Source organism: uncultured Alteromonas sp., from assembly GCF_963976965.1.
In the GTDB taxonomy this organism is placed as follows: domain Bacteria; phylum Pseudomonadota; class Gammaproteobacteria; order Enterobacterales; family Alteromonadaceae; genus Alteromonas; species Alteromonas naphthalenivorans.
Genome location: NZ_CAXBMP010000025.1, coordinates 1 through 19,442, shown reverse-complemented (window position 1 = coordinate 19,442; position 19,442 = coordinate 1). Strand labels below are relative to the sequence as shown.

General features: G+C 44.3%; 17 protein-coding genes. 4 read left to right on the top strand and 13 right to left on the bottom strand.

What is annotated here, in order from left to right; genetic code table 11:
• From AAC006_RS16340 to AAC006_RS16280, 13 genes are all read right to left on the bottom strand, one after another.
• A complete protein-coding gene (locus AAC006_RS16340) occupies nt 1-1,230 on the bottom strand; it encodes a porin (RefSeq protein WP_339891903.1) in 1,230 nt (409 codons plus the stop codon).
• A gap of 226 nt (nt 1,231-1,456) precedes the next feature.
• Entirely contained in the window at nt 1,457-3,901 is a 2,445-nt protein-coding gene (locus AAC006_RS16335) for a TonB-dependent receptor (RefSeq protein WP_339891902.1), read from the bottom strand.
• Nucleotides 3,902-4,030: 129 nt separating this feature from the next.
• Entirely contained in the window at nt 4,031-5,791 is a 1,761-nt protein-coding gene (locus AAC006_RS16330) for an insulinase family protein (RefSeq protein ID WP_339891919.1), read from the bottom strand.
• Nucleotides 5,792-5,801: 10 nt separating this feature from the next.
• Nucleotides 5,802-6,965: a pyrroloquinoline quinone biosynthesis protein PqqE gene (gene pqqE, locus AAC006_RS16325; protein WP_221885329.1), complete on the bottom strand. Its 1,164-nt coding sequence runs from the start codon at nt 6,963-6,965 to the stop codon at nt 5,802-5,804.
• Nucleotides 6,958-7,233, bottom strand: a complete 276-nt coding sequence (gene pqqD / locus AAC006_RS16320; RefSeq protein WP_126872584.1) for a pyrroloquinoline quinone biosynthesis peptide chaperone PqqD — start codon at nt 7,231-7,233, stop codon at nt 6,958-6,960. Before pqqD ends, pqqE begins: the two co-directional genes overlap by 8 nt.
• On the bottom strand, nt 7,233-7,988 hold the full coding sequence (gene pqqC, locus AAC006_RS16315; RefSeq protein ID WP_013782729.1) for a pyrroloquinoline-quinone synthase PqqC: 756 nt from the start codon (nt 7,986-7,988) through the stop codon (nt 7,233-7,235). Before pqqC ends, pqqD begins: the two co-directional genes overlap by 1 nt.
• Nucleotide 7,989: 1 nt before the next feature.
• On the bottom strand, nt 7,990-8,910 hold the full coding sequence (gene pqqB / locus AAC006_RS16310) for a pyrroloquinoline quinone biosynthesis protein PqqB (RefSeq protein ID WP_013782730.1): 921 nt from the start codon (nt 8,908-8,910) through the stop codon (nt 7,990-7,992).
• Between the two features lie 70 nt (nt 8,911-8,980).
• Nucleotides 8,981-9,052, bottom strand: a complete 72-nt coding sequence (pqqA, locus tag AAC006_RS16305) for a pyrroloquinoline quinone precursor peptide PqqA (protein ID WP_073324441.1) — start codon at nt 9,050-9,052, stop codon at nt 8,981-8,983.
• Between the two features lie 95 nt (nt 9,053-9,147).
• Nucleotides 9,148-10,842, bottom strand: a complete 1,695-nt coding sequence (locus AAC006_RS16300; RefSeq protein WP_339891899.1) for a leucyl aminopeptidase — start codon at nt 10,840-10,842, stop codon at nt 9,148-9,150.
• An 11-nt stretch (nt 10,843-10,853) separates the two neighbouring features.
• Nucleotides 10,854-11,702: an ABC transporter permease gene (locus tag AAC006_RS16295; RefSeq protein ID WP_339350952.1), complete on the bottom strand. Its 849-nt coding sequence runs from the start codon at nt 11,700-11,702 to the stop codon at nt 10,854-10,856.
• Between the two features lie 54 nt (nt 11,703-11,756).
• Nucleotides 11,757-12,476 carry an ATP-binding cassette domain-containing protein gene (locus tag AAC006_RS16290; RefSeq protein WP_013782733.1) on the bottom strand — a complete coding sequence of 240 codons (720 nt, stop codon included), beginning with the start codon at nt 12,474-12,476 and terminating at the stop codon, nt 11,757-11,759.
• Nucleotides 12,467-13,411 (bottom strand): PQQ-dependent catabolism-associated beta-propeller protein, encoded by a 945-nt coding sequence (locus AAC006_RS16285; protein ID WP_260563497.1) that lies wholly within the window; start codon nt 13,409-13,411, stop codon nt 12,467-12,469. Before AAC006_RS16285 ends, AAC006_RS16290 begins: the two co-directional genes overlap by 10 nt.
• A gap of 47 nt (nt 13,412-13,458) precedes the next feature.
• Complete coding sequence (locus tag AAC006_RS16280; protein ID WP_339891897.1) at nt 13,459-14,730, bottom strand: hypothetical protein; 1,272 nt, start codon at nt 14,728-14,730, stop codon at nt 13,459-13,461.
• 183 nt (nt 14,731-14,913) lie between these two features.
• Here AAC006_RS16280 and AAC006_RS16275 point away from each other — a divergent pair, with 183 nt between their 5' ends.
• From AAC006_RS16275 to AAC006_RS16260, 4 genes are all read left to right on the top strand, one after another.
• Nucleotides 14,914-15,813, top strand: a complete 900-nt coding sequence (locus tag AAC006_RS16275) for a transporter substrate-binding domain-containing protein (RefSeq protein WP_339891895.1) — start codon at nt 14,914-14,916, stop codon at nt 15,811-15,813.
• A gap of 191 nt (nt 15,814-16,004) precedes the next feature.
• Nucleotides 16,005-17,792, top strand: coding sequence for a PQQ-dependent methanol/ethanol family dehydrogenase (locus AAC006_RS16270; RefSeq protein WP_339891894.1), 1,788 nt, complete (start codon nt 16,005-16,007; stop codon nt 17,790-17,792).
• Between the two features lie 164 nt (nt 17,793-17,956).
• Complete coding sequence (pedF, locus tag AAC006_RS16265) at nt 17,957-18,457, top strand: cytochrome c-550 PedF (RefSeq protein WP_013782738.1); 501 nt, start codon at nt 17,957-17,959, stop codon at nt 18,455-18,457.
• Nucleotides 18,458-18,709: 252 nt separating this feature from the next.
• On the top strand, nt 18,710-19,442 hold a 733-nt coding region (locus tag AAC006_RS16260), incomplete at its 3' end, for a tetratricopeptide repeat protein (RefSeq protein WP_339891892.1).

Sequence of the window (19,442 nt, the reverse complement as noted above, 5' to 3'; positions counted from 1 at the left end):
TTAGAAGAAAATGGTGCCACCTAACTGAATAAGCGTGAGATCTTCTGCATTATCATAAAGTGACTGTGCTGCTTCAGAGCCACTGACGCTGAGACTTAAATTTTCATACTTTGCATAAATGAGAAAACGAGAGCCAAAATACTGCTCTGCCGCAATCCCCCATTGATTAAGTTCAGAGCCTACTACACCGTCTAGATGGGCCATACCGTATTGGTCGTTATAGCTTGCGTATTCTGCGTAAAAAGCGGAGTCGCCAAAGGCGTTATATTGCTTGCGAACACCGGCTTTAAAGTAATAGGCATCTGTGTCGTCCCCTGAGCCGATGATCGCATCATCAGTTTCTTCCATTTGATAGGTGGCCACACCGAAAATACCAGATTCAAGGTGCATTACGCCGGTTTGAAATTGTAAGGTTGATGAGCCGTCGCCGCCTACATTAGTGCCGCCGTCTTTATTCACTGAATAGCCACCATGTAGGTTTGTTTTAAACCCGCCATGTTCGGCTGAGTACTTAACCGCGATGTCGTATATTTCATCATTGGCATAGCCAACTGCCACGCTAAAATTACCCATTTTAGGCAAGTCATAACGTACGCCGTTCCGGTAAATCCCATTACAGTCAAGGCCGATACCGAGCCCAGGTGTGGCTAAGCATTGTGCAAACTGACCCCAGGCAACATTAGTCGTACCTTCGTCAATGCCGCGAATGAAGAATCCATTAGCGCGGAATAATGGCGAAATGCCAGACCAAATAGTGCCTGATGGGTCTGCAAGAACAGCAATGTTATCGGTAGGCATACTTTGTAGGCCTATAGTTACTTTCCCCCAATCCCCCCCAATGTGAAGGCTACTACCTAGAAGCCCAATATCGCCGCCATTGAAGGTATCTAAATTATCTTGGTTTGCGAACAGAAGGGGAGTTTGGTGGCCGCCGCCTGAATAGTTAGGTGTACCTGAAAGCGGCTCAATAATGACTTCGAAACCCACATCTAATCCGTGCTCTTCTAATTTGTAATCACCAGAAAGGGTAATGCGGCTGCCAAGTGTGGTGCCATTATCTGAAAGTTGAGCGACATCACTTCCAATGCCATCATCGTAATACGTTAATCCTTCATTAATCCAGCCAGAGATATTCCAAGAGTAGTTTTCTTCTTCTGCGTAGCTGTTCAAACTTAACGTACTTAAAATAGCGATAGATAAATATGATTTAACAAGCAATTTATTTTTCATTTTACTGTCCCAGTGTGAGTGGTGTTTTTTAATAATGAGAATTTATTTTTCTCATGTGCCCTAATTTAAGTTTCGGGTGTCAGTAAAATTGATAATAGATTTATATAGGTTTTGAACCATTGGACGTAAGGCTTGTTAGCCTCGTTCTTTAGGACTAAGAAAAATTAGGCGCATGGCGCCTAATTTGTATTTTTAATTTATATTTTTAACTTAAAGCTGCGCTAAATTAAAATTTAGCTTTCACATTTAAACTTACCATTCTAGGTTGCGCTGGACCTACAAATAGGGGGCTTTCCACATCGGGGTAGATGTCTTCTAATACTTCATCAGCTTCGCCGTAAGTGCCGAAGGTTTCATACTCTTTATCGAATACATTGTTCACCCGTAATTGGGCACTAAATGTGTGATTAAACTGATGGTTTAAATAAAGATTAGTAACAACATAGCTATCTAAGGTGTCATTTTCATTGGCTTCATCACCACGGAAGTATTGGCTAGAGGCTGAAATGATTTCTGCACCCAAGGCGGTTTGTTGGCTAAACGCGTAGTCTAGGTAAAATTTGATATTGTGCTTTGGTTGCCCAGGAATGGTATCACCTGCCTCAACTTGTCTATTTGCTCCTAACGGATTGAATGGGCTGAAAGAAGTAAAGGAAGACTCAAAAGTCGCGTCTAAATAATTATAATTAAATCGATAATTCAGCTTTTTCCAAAATGAGCTAATGCTGAACTCAACGCCCTGTCTACGGGTGGCATCAATGTTAATAAAGTAGCCTCTGGATGCCACCGAGCCTGCCTGCTGAAAAATGATGTCATCTTCACTCTCACTACGGTAAACATTTAGCATCATGTCGATGTTGTTAAAGGTCGCGGCATAGTTTGCTTCAATGGTTTGTGTGACGACTTGATCTAACGGCGGGTCTGCAACAAAACCATTAGGTAGGCGGCATGGATCATCTTCGTCTGCACAGCTTAATTCCGCAGGGCTTGGTGTTCTAGATGACTGGCTAAACGCTAGGTTTAACTGCGACGTATCACTAAGCGCAATATCTAGCCCTATGGCAGGGTTGAACTGGGTAAATCTATGATCGCCATCAAGAGAGTCATCACCGTCTTCGCTTAAATCTTCCATTAGTACATGGTCGCGATTGAACCGGCCCCCTATGTTGAGTGATACTTTGTCAGTAAGCTGGGTAGTATTAACAAAGAGTAAGGACCACGCTGAGGTGTCTACATCAAGCCTAACTCGTGCTTCAGCAGATTGAAGCCCTTGAAGTGGTATGACAGTTCGGGAGTCGCTTGCCGTGTCATTTTCCAGTATGCCAAAGGTGGTATCGGCAGAGTAATTGATATCCCCTTTATTGTAGGTAGCGCCAATTACCAGTACCGATGGTTTGCCTAATAATTCATAATTGCTGGCAAGCTGGGAAGAAACTCCAAAGGCTTCTGAACTTGATAATCCAGTGTTGTAAGTGCCGTCTATCTCATCAGGAGATACATCTGAAATGTCAGATAGCGCAGTATTTTCATCGTATCCAATGAAAGCAACGGCTTCTACATCATCGCCAACGGTGGCTAGTTTGTCATCATCCTCTTCAAAATCGTCATCGTCATCGTCATCGTCATCGTCATCGTCATCATCTTCCAGTTCACACAAGGTGATGCGGCCATCTGTAAATTGACAGGCGCCAAAGTCGCTGTCATCTCCGTTTATGGTGGTGGTTTCATTGTCGCGATAAAAAGCATTGAACGAGAGTAGGTGATTGTCACTTAGCTGCAAATCGCCTGAAAGGCTAAAGTGATGTAGCTCATTATTGGTTTGATCTGGGTGGGTATAAACCGCTTCACGACCTTCAATTTCTAACAACTCAATTGGTGAAGCCCCATTGCCCAATAGCTCACTATCGGCATACAAGTAGTTAAAATCTATTCGTCGTTTACTGTCTTGATAAGACACTGCACTGAATACTTGGTTTACCTCTGAAGGCGAGTAATCACGCCATCCATCTTCTTCATAATGATTGGCATTAATGTAATAGCCCCAGTTACCATTGTTCCCACCTGATTCTATCGACAGCGCAGACTGGCCATATTGCCCTACGGTGGCATCTACCTCGTTGGCATCGAAGGAAAAGCCTGTTTTCGTATTTAATGCCAGTGCGCCCCCAAGTGTATTTTGACCGAATAGCGGGTTCGAGCCGGAATAAAGTGACACTGTATCGATAGCATCAAGGGGCATTAGATCCCAATTTACGGTATCGCCAAACGCCTCGTTAATTCTGCCGCCATTTAGGTATACCGAAATGCCCTGAGGCAAGCCTAGCAATGGAGACGCGGTGAAACCTCGGTATTGTAAATCGGGTTGAAACGGGTTGTTTTGTGCATCATTTAAATTCACGCTGGCAAGTTGTGATTTCAAGAGTTCTGGCAAAGAGCGACTTACACTTGCTTCTATTTCCTCTTGAGACAACGATTGAACGGTACCAAAAATTGGCGCTGCATCACTCCCAGTTTGTAGTGCGGTTGCTCCATGGATTTCTATTACTTCTACATCGTTGTTTGCTAGCAGACTGTCTGTTTTAGTATTGGCGGAGGCGTTACTGCAAAGCGCTAGAGACACGCTTGAAGCGATGAGTGCGTAAGCTAAAGGCGTTGTGTGTTTTATTAGCATGTTCCTGATTCTTCTATGAACGAGTATGCAATCAGTATCGTGTAGGTGGGTCCCGAAAAATATCCTCCTAAAGAGGGAGGAAAGCTCGTAAATTGGTACTACATGAAAATCCCAAGTAACGAATTTTTATTAAGTAGGGCTTTTACTTATACCAGTATTAAGGTCATTTTGGGTGAGCGTGTTTTTACACCAAACTTCGCGGAGCGACGCCTGCCTATCTTGCGCCCCATAAATAAAGATATGCTCATGAAAACGCGCTACCCCTAGTGCATAACATTCTCCGTTAGTACGAGGTTGCCAAAATGAGGCGCTAGTCATGATTACTATAAGATGGCGATGGAATTGGGCATCAACCCTGTATACCCAGTTATTGCCAATACTTTGAAACCGTTCCTCAGAATTTTGTGCCGCCTTAACAGGCGTTTCGGCGATCTTATGCAGTAATTTAGGTAATGCTGGTAAGTTTTCTAGTGATAATAGCGAGGAATAGTCGGCCGCAAGTTGCGCGCTTTTTTTGCCTTTTAACTCAACGGCAACCTCTGTTGTAGAAACCCAATTATTTTTTATGGGTCTGTCTGCGCGCTTACTTTTGTCATACGTCTCATGCTTACCTGTTCGGCAGACATGCACATTATCAAGGTAATCGGCAAACGGTCTTGTTTTTAAAGGCGAGTGTGGTTCGCTATACCGAGAATTCGCTTGCTGTTGATAATCTCGAATAAGTTGCTGTACTGCTTGGGGTAATTTATTGTCTGTAAATAAACGAGGTTTGGCTTCTACGTTGAACTCAGTTAATACCGACACCACTTTTTTATGCGTATCTGTACGCGCTTGAGTACTGGTCTTGGTATTATGCACAAATCGAAGAGCAATCATGCCTGCATGGTTTACTTCATCATCAATAAAGAAGTGGCCTAAAGCAATAAACCTGCTTTTAATCTGGTGTTCGACATCAAGTAAGTCGTAAGTAAATTCCTGTGGCACCCACCACGTAGACACATCGTTTTCGATAGGCTTCACTTGATGATTATTCGTAAGGTGACGTCTCATGTGGCAAACAGGAACTGAGGTATTTCGTTTCAAAGTACTTGCGGGCACTTCAGCGGCCTCATTAAGAGGCATAGCATCACATAACTTTGTATTACAGCCTTTGGCATTAATTTCTGCTATAGCCTGTCTACTTAATGAGATGATTTCATCGCCGTCAGTATCTGCACCACTGACTAAAAGGGTGATGTGTTCACCGTCATACCATCTCTTCTTATAATCAATGAGGTCGTCAAAACCAATTTTTAATACCGAATCAGAAAACCCTCCGGCATGTTTGTAAGCCATGGTACTGGTATCACTTCGGCGTATGGCCATGTTATTCAAATAATCGATATTGCGTTCAAGCAGCGTGAGTTCATTAACGAGAACGCCACTTCGCTCTGCTTCAAATTTACTCTTTTCGTAATGGGTATTCACTAGGCCGCTATACAGGTATTGAATCGCACTGATAAAAAGCGCTTGATTATAAGATTGCACATAAAAATACGTACAGCCTGAGTAGGTCGTCGCGTTTATCGACAAGGGTAGCAAAGCATTTGCTACAAAAAGCTCATGGTCGGCAGGGTAGTAAGGCGACCCACGAAAACACATGTGTTCAGCCAGATGAGATACGCCTGAGTGATCATGTGCTGGCGTATTGACAACAAATACACCCGTGAATGGTGATTTTCTGCATTCTAGATTGCTCATCTTATTTGGATTCGCCGCAATGCCTGTATTAGTGCCATTGCCAGAACTGTCATGAAACCGAGTACTACCTGCGCTGATTATGTGACTTGAGCTACTTGAGCCACCTTCAGGCCTTTTAGCATTGCGTGACACATACCGGATGTTAATCATCAAAAAGCGCTCAAGCGGTCACGTCTTGTATCATCTTTACAGGGATAGCATTTTTCACTGTGCGAAATTTTAAAGTAGAGCTTGCCGGTTGCCCGGCTTTATCGGTAATAGTTTTCATCAAATGGTGATCGGGTGACTTATCGCAAACCGGATCGGTTTTGTGCATATCCCCGGTCAGCAAAAAGGCTTGGCAACGACAACCGCCAAAATCCTTGTCTTTTTCATCACAGGTCTTGCATGGCGAGGGCATCCAGTCATCGCCTCTAAAGTGATTAAAACTAAAATCATGTTCCCAGATATGCTGTACCGATGAGTCTTTCACGTTAGGAAAGGTAAGAGGTAGAATTTTGGCACTGTGACAAGGAAGCGCACTGCCATCTGGGGTTACCGTTAAAAAAGTAGTTCCCCATCCATTCATACACGCCTTTGGCCTATTCTCGTAGTAATCGGGTGTGACAAACATAAATTTAGGGCCGCCACATTGCTGGTCTCTATACCGGTTAATGGCCTGCTCAGCTTCTTCTAGCTGGCTTTGTGTAGGTAGTAAGTGCTCACGGTTTTCATACGCCCAACCATAATATTGAACCGTCGCAAGTTCTACAAAATCGGCCTTAAGTTCAGTGCTAAGCGCCATGACTTCTTCAATTTCATGAATGTTTTGGGCGGTAATACAAAAATTCAGCACCATAGGGTAGTTGTAGGCTTTAACTAACTTGGCAATATTCAGTTTTTGTTTGAACGAGTGGCGCTTATGACCAATAAGGTCGTTAACTTCAGCATTGGCTGATTGAAAGCTAAGCTGTATATGATCAAGCCCTGCGTCTTTTAATCTGGCAATGCGCTTTTCCGTCATGCCAATGCCGGAGGTGATCAAGTTGGTGTAAAAGCCAAGTTCGCGGGCATAGGCGACTAACTCTTCTAAATCTTTGCGCAACAAGGGTTCACCACCGGAAAAGCCTAACTGAACCGCACCCATTTCCCTGGCTTCCTTAAACACCTTCTTCCACTGAGACGTAGTGAGCTCGTTAAAGGTTTCTTCCATATTCACGGGGTTAGAACAATAGGGGCAATGGAGCGGGCATTGGTAGGTTAACTCAGCGAGTAGCCATAAAGGTGGAGTAGTGGCTTTGGTAGGTTGTGAAGCCATGGTAGCGTGCGTTGCGTGGTTAGTCATACACCACCCACTTTTTTTCTTCAGCGTGTTGCAAAAATACGGTTACGTCTTCTTCTAAATCCTCAGGTGCATCGGGAAAGGCCTTTCTAAGCGCTGCTGCAATGTCATCTGTAGAGCGCACACCATCAACAAGGGTTAAGATTTCTGACGCCGAAGGGTTTAGCTTAATCATGCCCTCAGGAAATAGAAGCACATACCCATCTTGTACTTTTTCGTATTGTAAGCGAAACAAAGGGTTCATAGACGGCGTGTTAGATTTGTTTGTCATTAGAATCTCCCTGTATGGCAAACCTGTTGATTGGCAATGCCATCGAAAGGTTTTCTGCCATATTCATAAGCGAAACAAATAGCATCGGCAATGCTCCACAGAATATCTATTTTAAATTGAAGAATGTTCAAAGCACGCTCTTGTTGATTGCGGGTAACAAAGTGGTCGAGCGTTATTTGAAGGCCGTGTTCTACATCGCGCCTTGCTTGCCCTAAACGCATTTGAAAATAGGTAAACCCTTCTTGGTTTATCCACGTGTAGTGAGTGGGCCAGGTATCAAGACGGCTTTGGTGTATTTCAGGCGCAAACATTTCGGTAAGTGATGAACAAGCGGCTTCTTGCCACGATGCGCGGCGTGCAAAATTTACATAGGCATTTACCGCGAATTTTACGCCGGGCAATATGTGAAATTCATTAAGTAATTCATCGCGGTTAAGCCCTACCGCTTCCCCTAGACGGAGCCATGCTTCAATACCGCCTAAACTGGTATCACCTTCCCGGCCATCATGGTCGATAAGCCTCTGAATCCAAGTGCGTCTTACTTCTTGGTCTTCACAGTTTGCTAATATGGCGGCATCTTTAACTGGAATAGCCATTTGATAATACAGCCTGTTTGCCACCCAGCCTTGTATTTCTTCTTTACTGCAATGCCCTGCATTCATACGTTTATGGAAGGGATGATGGATATGGTAATACGCACCTTTTGCGCGTAATTGCTGTTCGAATTCTTCTTTTGTCCATGCAGGTTTCAACATGTTACACCTCTATTTGCATGCCATCGTAAGCCAGCTCAATATTCTGCTCTTGCAATGCATGAAAGGCTGATGAATCTTCATTCAGCACGGGGTTAGTGTTATTAATGTGAATAAGGACTTTGCGCTTAACATTAAAGCGGTTAAGCAGCGCAATGGCACCATTTTCGCCATTTACTGGCATGTGCCCCATCTGCGTACCGAGCTTTTGGCTAAAGCCATGGTCAATCATTTCTTCATTCACCCATAAGGTGCCATCGAAAAGCACGCATTCAGCGTCGGCCATAACCTGCTTCACGGTGTCGTTGGCTTGCATACACCCTGGCGCATAAAAAAGTACGTGACCTGTTTGAGTATCGGTAATTTTAAGGCCAATATTATTGCCCGGAACAATGTTATCGCGATAAGTAGAATAGGGCGGCGCGTTCGACTCTAATACTACAGGTTGGAATAAAAGCCCATCTGCGCCTTCGGGCACAAACGTATGGTGAAAGTCAGTACTAATGGAGCGTTGCTGAAGGCCGCCGTGCCAGTGTTTAAGCACGGTAAATAAGGGAAAGCTGGTGGTTAAATCTTCGTTTACTACATCGGTACAGTACACAGGAAGCGGTAACCCTTCTCTTAGTGTAAGTAAGCCGGTGGTATGGTCTATTTGGCTATCGGTGAGCACTATAGATGAAATACGTGTGCCACGGGCAACGTGCTCTTCAGGCCAAAGCTGAGGATGACTATTTATTTGTTCCCGTAAATCGGGAGAGGCATTAATTAATACCCATTTACTCCCGTCGACACTAACCGCAATGCTCGATTGGGTGCGGGGGGTTGTTTTAATAGTGTGCTGACGTGCGCCTTTGCAATTTTCGCAATGACAATTCCATTGAGGGAACCCGCCGCCTGCGCCTGCGCCAAGAATCAATACCTGCATAACTACTCCTTGGGTATTTGAAAAAGGCTGCAATAGCAGCCTTTTGATTACTTATCACGATGGCTTAGGTCTAACGGTTGCTGATATATAGCGTTACTTCAAAACCTAGGCGCATTTCAGTGTATTGAGGTTTAGTCCACATCGTCATTTCCTCTGTCTTTTTGGGTGAGTTCAATATGAGTATATGTTGATTATCTGTTAACAGATATCCTTCTAAAGGAGGAGAATTACCATGAATCATGATGATTTTTGGGCAGTGGCCAGGCGTTGCAAATAGCCCACCAGTAAGGGAATAGGGCGGCCGGTAGCCGAATTGGCAGTACCATATTTAAATGCGGTACCAGCCACATCCATATGAGCCCAAGGAAAACGCTTAGCGAAGCGGGACAAAAAGCAGCCTGCGGTAATCATACCTGGTGAGTTTTTCCCTGCGTTTGTCATATCGGCATGAGAAGAGGCTATAGCGTCTTGATATTCGGGCCATAATGGAAATGGCCAAATTGGATCTTGGGCGTGTTCACCAGCCTTAATTAGTGCTTGTTCTAGTGGGCGGGAATTACTCATTACGCAGCTGCACTTGTGCCCTAACGCCGTTATAGCAGCACCGGTTAGGGTTGCTATATCTATGACAGAGTGGGGGGCGAAACGCTCACTGTAACTTAGTGCATCGCACATTAGCATGCGCCCTTCAGCATCTGTGCTTATAACTTCAACAGTTTGTTTTGAGTGGGTAGTAATAATATCGCCGGGCCGGTATGCATTACCGCCAATACTGTTTTCAGCGGTAGCCAATATTCCAATAATGTTAATGTTTAAGCCGAGTTCTGCAACCGCTTTTATTACTCCAAGTACGCACGCTGCACCTGCCATGTCGTAAATCATGTGGTGCATATCTCCTCCTCTTTTTAAGGTAGTGCCGCCCGAATCAAATGTTACACCTTTCCCTATTAAGACTACCGGCTTGGTATTTTTGGCGTCATTGCTTTGCGTAGCGCCATTTCCTGAATAACGAATTACCGGCATAGAAGCAGGAAATGCCGATGCGCGATTTACCGCCAAATAGGCATTCATACCTAGTGCTTCCAATGTATCTTGGTTAATAATCTCGGTAGTAATTTTAGAATACGCATCTGCGAGTATTGTCGCTTGGTCGGCCAAATAAACTGGGGTACATAAATTCGCTGGCATGTGAGACAAATCTCGCGCTAAGCCCATACCATTTGCTAGTGCGGCCTCATAATTAACGCAGGCCAGTAGTGCATCTGAGGTATTGTCCGATGCTAGCGCAGAGTCTCCATTAAGTGCTTCGACTGAAGCTTCATTTAACGCCTTATCTAAAACTAGGTTAGCTGCCACGTTTGTTGACGATACTTGTATGTTTAAGCTAGGCATTACGTTAGATAACAAGTGAGGGGAAGATTTATATCCTTTAAATTGATAGCAACAAAAATGAAAAGCTCGCAATAGCTGGCGAACCAGCGCTATACCCAGTTCTCTCTGTTTGCTTGCGCTTTGCATAGTGAGGGAAGTAGTGTGGCTGATAGCACTGTAAGTCGTTCCCCAAGGCAGTACCAAAGTGATTGTTGCCGCCTTTAACGACAGCGCGTGCTTAAACATATCAACAAATAGCTTACGTGTGCCGTGAGAAGCTGAAGGATGATCAAAACTAAGGCTGATATTTTCTTCTAAATTACCCACTCCCCATATAAGCCATCGTTTTGCCGCGGTCTCTACAGGCCGGTGAAGTAACACTTTTTGGCCTTGCGAGCCTACAAACTCTTCATCGTTAAATATCTGCTGAATGAATACTTGAGTGCTATGTGGCATGTTTTCAATGGTGGGGTGTATATCGGTGGGTGAGCAAAGCCATATTACGCAATCGGCGACTACTTCGTGTAAGTTGCGGTGAGGTGCTAATGTTACGTTTGTCATGGGCGCCCTTGTTAGTTTGCTTTTATGCGCTGTTTTTTCCCATGGCTCTTATTTCCAGCCGCCTTGTTTCCAGCGCTGTTAATTGAAAAGCTAGCAGCAGGTTTTGGCCTAAAGCTTCTTACGGCGAAGGTAAAGGTAATTAGAGTGAGCACAAGTACAATCACTAGCTCTTTTGCTGCAAGCTTTTCATACAACCCAAAGCGGAGTAGCTCAACGCCACTGGTAAAAGGATTAAAGGCGCACACTTGATACAGCCATTCGCTTGCTTCTTGCATTTTCCACAATGGATAAAGCGCACTTGAAAGGAAAAACATTGGAAAGATAACGAAGTTCATCACACCAGCAAAGTTCTCTAATTGCTTAATGGAATTCGCCAGCAATAAGCCCAGCGAGCCAAGAAAAATAGACAGTAATGCAATGATAGGAAGCGCGTAGATATAACCCATTAAGGGTAATTGCACGTCAACAAGTAAAGCAAAGCAAAAGAATAAATAAACCTGTATTGCTGAAACCAGTGTGTTGGCCACCAATTTACTACAAAGCAGAAATGAACGGGGGACTGGGCTCATTAGTAGTACCTTCATACTGCCCATTTCTCGGTCGTAAACCATAGATAGCGAGCTTTGCATACTGTTAAACAACACAATCATGGCGGCTAACCCTGGTACAATGTATTCCTCATACAAAATGTAAGTTTCGTAAGGCGGTATCATAGAAAGCCCTAATGCCGAACGAAACCCCGCGGCAAACACAAATAGCCATAACAAGGGGCGAACTAAGGCACTTAACAGCCGAGAACGTTGCTGCCAAAATTTCAGCATTTCTCGGTTTAATACACCCATAAAACAGCGCCAGTACATCATGCCGGAACCTTAGTCTGTGTAATTTGCTTGCACTTATAGAGGGTATTGATATTAGTTTGCACGAGTTAATACATCCCAAAGCTGATGAATATCCGAGACCTGATGTTTAGTAAGCAGCGCCGAGCAAATATCTCGTTCTACTAATTGCCCATTTAGTAATATGGCGAGGGGATCCGTCGGCGATACTTCTTCAAATAGGTGAGTAGCCCACAGCACAGTCACGCCTTGTTTCACTGCTAAGTCATGAACCACCGAATGAATTAACCGCCGAGAAGCAATATCTAACCCTACGGTGGGTTCATCGAGTAATAAGGTACTAGGTTGGTGAATAAGGCATCTTGCCAGCTCAACACGACGGCGGTGGCCACCATTTAAATAACGGATTTTAGTGTTCAGGCGGTCGCTAAGATCAAGTTTCGTCAATAAATCAGTAATACGTGAAATTGATTTGTCTGGGGCGAGTCCGTGAAGCGAGGCAAAATAGGCTAAGTTTTGCTTTACGGTAAGGTCGATATCTAGCGTACTTTGCTGAAACACCACGCCGAGATTTTTCATAATCGAAGCGCGGTTTTTTGTTATCGGCTTGCCATTAAATAAAATATTTCCTTGGCCAATTCGTTGTAACCCTGTGAGCAACCCAAATAGGCTACTTTTACCTGCGCCATTAGGGCCAAGTAAAATATTAAAGCCCGGTTTAAGGGTCAGTGAAATTTCATCAAGGGCTGCTACTTTGCCGTAAGTGTGGGTAACCCCTTGGATATCTATTTCCATTTAACGGCAATTCCCCATGGGTAACGTCCCACCTTAATCGTTTTTTCAACATCGAGAGTTTCAGTATTAATAACCGACACGTCGCCGCTTACCCCGTTTGTGGTGAGTAATAGTGACTGGTCTTGGTTAAAGGCTAATTGCCACACGCGCCGTCCTACAACTATGTATTTCTCTATTTCAAACGTACTAGTGTTTACCACAGCAACGCGATTTGCTGGGCCTAGGGCGACAAACGCGTAAGGGGAGTCTTTCATCAGCAATATACCAACGGGTTGTATTTTGTCGCGGTACACGCCTTTAACTGCAAAAGACAAGGTCTGTACTTTTTGCTTGGTTTGAGTATCAAATATGGTGACTGTGCCGCCAATTTCAGAACTTACCCAAAGGTACTTATCGTCAGCAGTAAAGTGAGCGTCTCGCGGGCGAGCATCTACTAAGCTATTAGCAATGTTCTCGTGGGTGTTGGTGTCTATCCAGTGCACCATGTTTGTTGTTTCTGAAGTAACCACCATCATGCGGCCGTCATGGCTTACCGCTAACCCTTCAGGTTCAACCCCTACATCTATTTGTGCAATTACCTGGCTGGTGGGAATATCAATAACGGTGAGCAGGGCATCGTCTTCATTGGCGGTGTAAATGGTAGTGCCATTGGGGTGAAGGGCAATGGTTTCAGGATCCTCACCTGACGGTAAATCACCGACAATAGTATGGGTGTCTAAATCGATAATTTGAATGCGATCGGAATCCGAGGCGCAAATGTAAGCATGGGCTTGGTCAGCGCTTAATATAAAGCCCCTTGGACGCTCACCAATGTCTAATGTATCGGTGACTTCAAACGTATTCATATCAATGACTGATAGGGTATTGTCTTTTTCATTGGTTACATATGCCTGTGGCAATGCACTGGCACTATAACTACTTGCCCAAAAGCTCATTATCAAAAAGCTGTTTGCCATAAAGCGGTTTTTCGTGAAGCGAGAAATCATAGTGGGTCCTTACAGGTTTTATTCGTTTCACCCAGGGTGTCTAACTCGTCAGATTGATGTAAAAAGCCGGGCAGCGGGGCATGAATAACTAGGGCTTCTTCGTGGGCTAGCGCAATGGGTTGTCGAAGTTGGCGTGTGCCTTTTCTGAAAGTTAATTGTCTGCCTTTGTAGGCTGCAATACTAAGCTGCTCCTCTACCAAAGCGTTAAATAATTGCGTGCCGATTAAGCTATCGTTAGCACTGCTACCAGTGCCACTCAGTTTACTTTGCTGTATGGCGGTGGAAACGGCGATAATGGCTGCATAAGCAGCAAAGTCTACGTCATTCATATTGCGCGAAAACTTTTCCTTAAAACGATTTTGCAGCTGCCTTGCGCCCCATTGCTCATGAGTAAAATGCCACCCTAAGGGTTTCAAACCTGCCGACCCTATAATGGGCACAATAAGGTGGGTATTAAAGGGTAAGCTGTAGGCATACTGACCTTGGGTGTCGGCAGCAAAAATAGCGTCGTAAGGTTTCTTAGTTCGAGTAAAAAGGGGAATTTCAGAAAATGCAGAGCGTCGTAAGTCAAAACTTGCCTGCCATATCTTCTCTTCAACAATATTTAACTTAAATTTCTTCGCGGTACGTAAAAACGCGTCTAAGTAAGCCTGATCACTTTCATGGGAGCCGCGCAAGGTAAGCACAGAGCTCAAACGCTTAGTTCTAAGCCACTGACCAAGCGCATCGGTTTTCATTTGGTAGCTAGGGTAGGTGTGCAGTACGTTAAGTTCGCAGTGCTGTTGACGAAAAGCATCCTTGCCACTGGCTACATTCACCACTAATGCGCTGGGGTTAATAGACACTACCGAACGAACGGCTTTTTCATATTGAGCGTCTGGGCTATCGATAAGCACCACAGAGGTATTGGCAATCACATCGGTAGCCGCTGAGTCAAAAGCGTCAAGGCGGGCAAGCGACAGCGAATAGCCCAAAAATTTTCCTGTAATATTGGCATCTTCAATGCCAATTTCGGCACCCGCAATTCCTTCGTCATTAGGACGGGTTAAATACGAAGGCGTTCCTGCGGGGGGAGGGCGCTCCACGTTAATATAGACAATGTTCGTAGTGCTAGGTTGGGCTTCAGCTTGCCCTACATATTTATTTTCTGGCTGACTCCCCGATTGGGCATGAACATTGGCATGCAAGGCCGATACGCTTATCAATAGGATTGATACTCCTATCCATATTTTTACTTTTTCCATGAACCAGCGAAGGGCTTTTCTCACACTTCTTTTCACACTTTTTTTAAAAGTGTGCCTTTTGTCAGTCGCGATACAAAAAGGGTATATGGCATTATTCCCGAATAACATCCTCCTAAAGGAGGAATGCTATGGCGCTAAAGTAGCATTCGTGAATGCCTGTCTGCGCATTAGTATTGAAAGTACTTAGCGTCAAGAGAGTTTCTCGTAGTGACTTGTTTGCGAACCTTTTATTTTATTCCCTTCATACTTTTAAGTTTTTTAAGCTTGAGTGTATTAAGCACCAGTGTTTTTGCTCGATCTTTTGATGACATTATCGAAAGTAAGAAGATTAATATTGCGGTTTATAATGACTACCCACCTTACTCATACATGGAAGCGGGTTCAGCGAAAGGAATAGATGTTGATATAGCTAAAGAAATTGCTGCTAAATTCAATGTGGAATTAGTGTTAACTTGGATGACCCCAGGGGAAACGACGGAAGACGATTTTCGTAATTTTTTGTGGAAAGGGCACATCATTCACAAAGTTAAAGCCGACTTAATGATGCGTGCTCCCTACGACCGTTCTTTTTCCCAAAAACGGGACGATATTGGCTTATTAGCGAATGAGTTAGTTCACATGTTCGCACCGTATCAACAAGAAAGCTGGCAAATAATTCACAACACGGAGCAATTGCCAGAGGTAGAGACCATGGCGATGTTTCAATACCATACTATCGGCGCTGAAATAGACAGTATTCCTCATTTTTACCTCACCTCGGCCTTTGGCGGAAGGTTACGAGATAACACCTCTCAGTATGCCAGCAATGAACTTGCCATCGATGCTATGAAAAAAGGTGATGTTGATGCGGTAATGGGCCTTCGAACACAAATTAGCTATTTGTCTCAGTTTCTTGATAACACAAAATTCAAACTCGCTAGCAACGCGTTCCCTCTTATAGGAAAACAGAAGTGGGACTTAGGGATAGCCGCGCACAACGACTACCGAACCCTAGCGTATGAAGTTGGCGATGTAATTACCGAGATGGTACTGACCGAAAAAATGGCGCACATTTTTAGTCAGTATCATGCCGCCTATGAAATGCCTGATTACTATGCTGTTGAGTAATGCCGGCGAGCAATGCTATTACAATAGCTCCACTTTTATTAGGCACATTTCCTGTTAATTCCTCCTCCTAAAGGAGGGGACAATTCACTCAGCCGTTCCATAGGCACGCCCATCGGGCACCGCTATTCTAATTCTATCGAATAGTCTGAAAATCAGACACATTCATGGCCAATACGCAATTAGGAAACGTTATGAATAAATCACTACCATTAAAAAGAATTGCTTTAGCTTTATTGGTTTGTGCGGGGGCAATTTCCCCCGTTCAAGCTAACGTGACCGATAACGACATACAAAACGACCAAGCCACTACTGACGATATCGTATCGTATGGCATGGGATTACGCGCGCAGCGCTATAGCCCACTATCTGCAATTAACAAAGACACCATTGAAGAAATTCGCCCAGTTTGGGCATTTTCGCTTGGTGGCGAAAAACAGCGGGGCCAAGAGTCTCAGCCTATGGTAAAAGATGGCGTTATGTATGTGACGGGTTCTTACTCTCGCGTATGGGCCATTAATGCGATGACTGGCGAAGAACTCTGGCAGTACGAAGCTCGTTTGCCCGATGGTATTATGCCTTGTTGTGATGTGATTAATCGCGGCGTAGCCTTGTACGATAATTTGGTCATATTCGGCACCCTTGATGCCAAACTGGTAGCCCTTGATAAAGATACGGGCAAAACCGTATGGAAGAAAAAAGTAGAAGACTACAAGGCTGGTTACTCCATTACTGCCGCGCCTATTATTATTGATGGTATGGTGATAACGGGTAACTCGGGTGGTGAATTTGGTGTAGTAGGAAAGGTATACGCCTTTGATGCTAAAACTGGCAAACAGATTTGGGTTAGACCTACTGTTGAAGGCCACATGGGTTATATGTGGAAAGACGGTAAAAAAACCGAGAATGGTATTTCTGGCGGCGGGGCGGGTAAAACTTGGCCTGCAGATTTATGGAAAACTGGCGGTGCTGCAACCTGGCTAGGCGGCACTTATGATGCTGATACAGGGCTGTTATTCTTTGGTACAGGTAACCCATCACCTTGGAACTCTCACCTTCGCCCTGGCGATAACTACTTCTCTTCATCTCGTTTAGCGATTAACCCTAAAACGGGAAAAATTGTATGGCACTTTCAAACTACGCCACACGATGGCTGGGATTTCGATGGTGTAAACGAGCTTATATCGTTTGATTATGAAGAGGCAGGTAAAACGGTGAAGGCCGCTGCCACTGCAGATAGAAACGGCTTCTTTTATGTATTGAACCGTGAAGATGGTGATTTCATTCGAGGCTTCCCGTTTGTAGATAAGCTAACGTGGGCCAAAGGCCTAGATGAGAATGGCCGCCCACTTTACATTGACGAAACGCGTCCTGGTAATCCGTCACTTTCAGACGATGGTAAAAAAGGCGCACAGGTTGTCGCTCGTCCTGCTTTCTTAGGTGGAAAAAACTGGATGCCTATGGCGTATTCACCTGATACGGGTTTGTTCTATGTACCTTCCAACGAATGGGAAATGGATATTTGGAACGAAACCACCTCATATAAAAAGGGCGCTGCTTACTTAGGTGCTGGCTTTACTATCAAATCTGTCAATGAAGACTTTATAGGTGTACTTCGCGCCATTGACCCTAAAACCGGTAAAGAAGTATGGCGTTATAACAACTATGCGCCACTATGGGGTGGGGTAATGACTACAGGCGGCGGTCTAGTATGGACAGGCAACCCAGAAGGTTACCTAATGGCCTTTGACGATAAAACCGGAAAGATGGTTTATAAGTTCCAAACCGGCTCAGGCATTGTAGGGTCGCCAGTAACTTGGGAGATGGAAGGCGAGCAATATGTGTCTGTGTTGTCTGGCTGGGGCGGTGCAGTGCCTTTATGGGGCGGCGAAGTTGCTAAGCGGGTTAAGCACCTAAACCAAGGTGGTACGGTGTGGACGTTTAAATTACCAAAGCGTTATGAACAAGTGGCTAAGAACTAATTTGTTTTAAATACGATAGAAGCCGATACCTTTGTAGGTATCGGCTTTTTTATATCTGAAATAGCCTTTATCCTCCCAAAGGAGGAGCCTTTCAAAACCAAAGTAGAGTTACCCCAATTATCACATTCAGTATAATTTTTTCATCAGCTTGAGAGGATGTATGAATGATGAAAGTAAAAGTATCTCTTTTAATTACAACGCTTTTTCTGGCCTTAACGGCGCACAAGTTAGCAGCACATGGCAACGTGACGCCACAAGGCGCTGACAGCTCTGAAATGCAAAAAATTACCGATGGTGATGAGTCTGAAGATGGCTGGGTGTTTGAAAACCCTTATCGTAATTTAGATGAAGAAACTCACAAGAAGGTGTATGAATTTGGCGAGTCAGCCTACTCAAATAACTGTGCCGTTTGTCATGGTCTTCATGCGCAGTCAGGTGGCATAAACCCAGATTTACGTTTGCTCGACCCCGAAAGTATGGAAGACGATGAATGGTATGTAGAGCGCCTTCGTTTTGGATCATCAAAAGGCATGCCTGCGTTAGGCGGTATTCCAGAAGGGCAGTCTGAACCCATTTTAGATCAAGAGACACTATGGGCCATAAAAACCTATGTAGAGGCTCGTAGAATAGTAGCAATTGAAGAAGGTGAAATTGAAGTAGACTAACTATATTCCCGTTTTGTCGGCCGGGTCGAGAAATCGCCCGGCTTTTTTATAGGCCAACTATTTTTCAAAAAGTGAAAGTAGACTAAGCACACCCACTTATCAAAATAAACGACTTACATTATTTCAAATAAATCTGTGCAAAATTAAGTGTTTGCAGCTATTATTTTGGTAGTTCATTGGACGAAACGACTTATTTTTAGGCCTTAAATGCACATCCTGCGATTCCTTTTCTTTTTAGTTTTTATCACGAGTATGCATGTTGAGGCCCAGCACATTGATGCCCAACAAGTTGATATTGGCAAGAAAGGGGATATCGATGCGTTAAAAGCATCTATTCGTACTGAAAGGGAGTTAGGAGACATTGAGAAAGCAGAGTTGTTAACGCAAGATCTGCAACGCATAGTAGACCATTCACAAACGCCCGAATTACAAGCTGATCTAGCCACTATTACAGCCGAGAATGAGATCAGCCGAACTCGATACTCACACGCTATCGAATTATTGAAGTCAGCTGAGTTAATGTATTCTCGTTTGTCTAACGATTTTGCATTAGCTCATGTCTATACCATGCTTGGTTACGCCTACTACAGCATGTCTGAATATCCCTTGTCCCTTGATTATTACCATCGCGCGGAGCGGATTTACAAGGCCTTAGATGATAAAAAAAGCCTAAGTATTGTCGGCAGTTATATGGGCATGGCGTTGGGCGCTATCGGTGATTATGAAGGGGCTATTATGGCGTACCAAACCGCGCTCGCTCATGCTGTAGAACAAGGCAGTGATGCTGAAAAGTCACAGGTGCTGTATAGCTTAGGGGGTCTAAATGCCAAGATGGGGGATCACCGCAGTGCATTAGCGTATTTCTATAGCTCTCTGGAGATAGATACCAAGCGCGGCATGATTCAAAATATTGCATTCAACAATGCCTTAATTGCTGAGTCATTATTAGCGCTGTCAGATTTTGAAGCTGCCGAATCACATGCTA

What these genes read in the sequence shown, in the direction of transcription:
- AAC006_RS16340 (WP_339891903.1), bottom strand. Translation starts at nt 1,230, where the DNA reads ATGAAAAATAAATTGCTTGTTAAATCATATTTATCTATCGCTATTTTA.
- AAC006_RS16335 (WP_339891902.1), bottom strand. Translation starts at nt 3,901, where the DNA reads ATGCTAATAAAACACACAACGCCTTTAGCTTACGCACTCATCGCTTCA.
- pqqD (WP_126872584.1), bottom strand. Translation starts at nt 7,233, where the DNA reads ATGACAAACAAATCTAACACGCCGTCTATGAACCCTTTGTTTCGCTTA.
- AAC006_RS16270 (WP_339891894.1), top strand. Translation starts at nt 16,005, where the DNA reads ATGAATAAATCACTACCATTAAAAAGAATTGCTTTAGCTTTATTGGTT.
- pqqB (WP_013782730.1), bottom strand. Translation starts at nt 8,910, where the DNA reads ATGCAGGTATTGATTCTTGGCGCAGGCGCAGGCGGCGGGTTCCCTCAA.
- pqqC (WP_013782729.1), bottom strand. Translation starts at nt 7,988, where the DNA reads ATGTTGAAACCTGCATGGACAAAAGAAGAATTCGAACAGCAATTACGC.
- AAC006_RS16295 (WP_339350952.1), bottom strand. Translation starts at nt 11,702, where the DNA reads ATGTACTGGCGCTGTTTTATGGGTGTATTAAACCGAGAAATGCTGAAA.
- AAC006_RS16285 (WP_260563497.1), bottom strand. Translation starts at nt 13,411, where the DNA reads ATGAGCTTTTGGGCAAGTAGTTATAGTGCCAGTGCATTGCCACAGGCA.
- AAC006_RS16330 (WP_339891919.1), bottom strand. Translation starts at nt 5,791, where the DNA reads ATGATTAACATCCGGTATGTGTCACGCAATGCTAAAAGGCCTGAAGGT.
- AAC006_RS16300 (WP_339891899.1), bottom strand. Translation starts at nt 10,842, where the DNA reads ATGACAAACGTAACATTAGCACCTCACCGCAACTTACACGAAGTAGTC.
- pqqE (WP_221885329.1), bottom strand. Translation starts at nt 6,965, where the DNA reads ATGACTAACCACGCAACGCACGCTACCATGGCTTCACAACCTACCAAA.
- pedF (WP_013782738.1), top strand. Translation starts at nt 17,957, where the DNA reads ATGATGAAAGTAAAAGTATCTCTTTTAATTACAACGCTTTTTCTGGCC.
- AAC006_RS16290 (WP_013782733.1), bottom strand. Translation starts at nt 12,476, where the DNA reads ATGGAAATAGATATCCAAGGGGTTACCCACACTTACGGCAAAGTAGCA.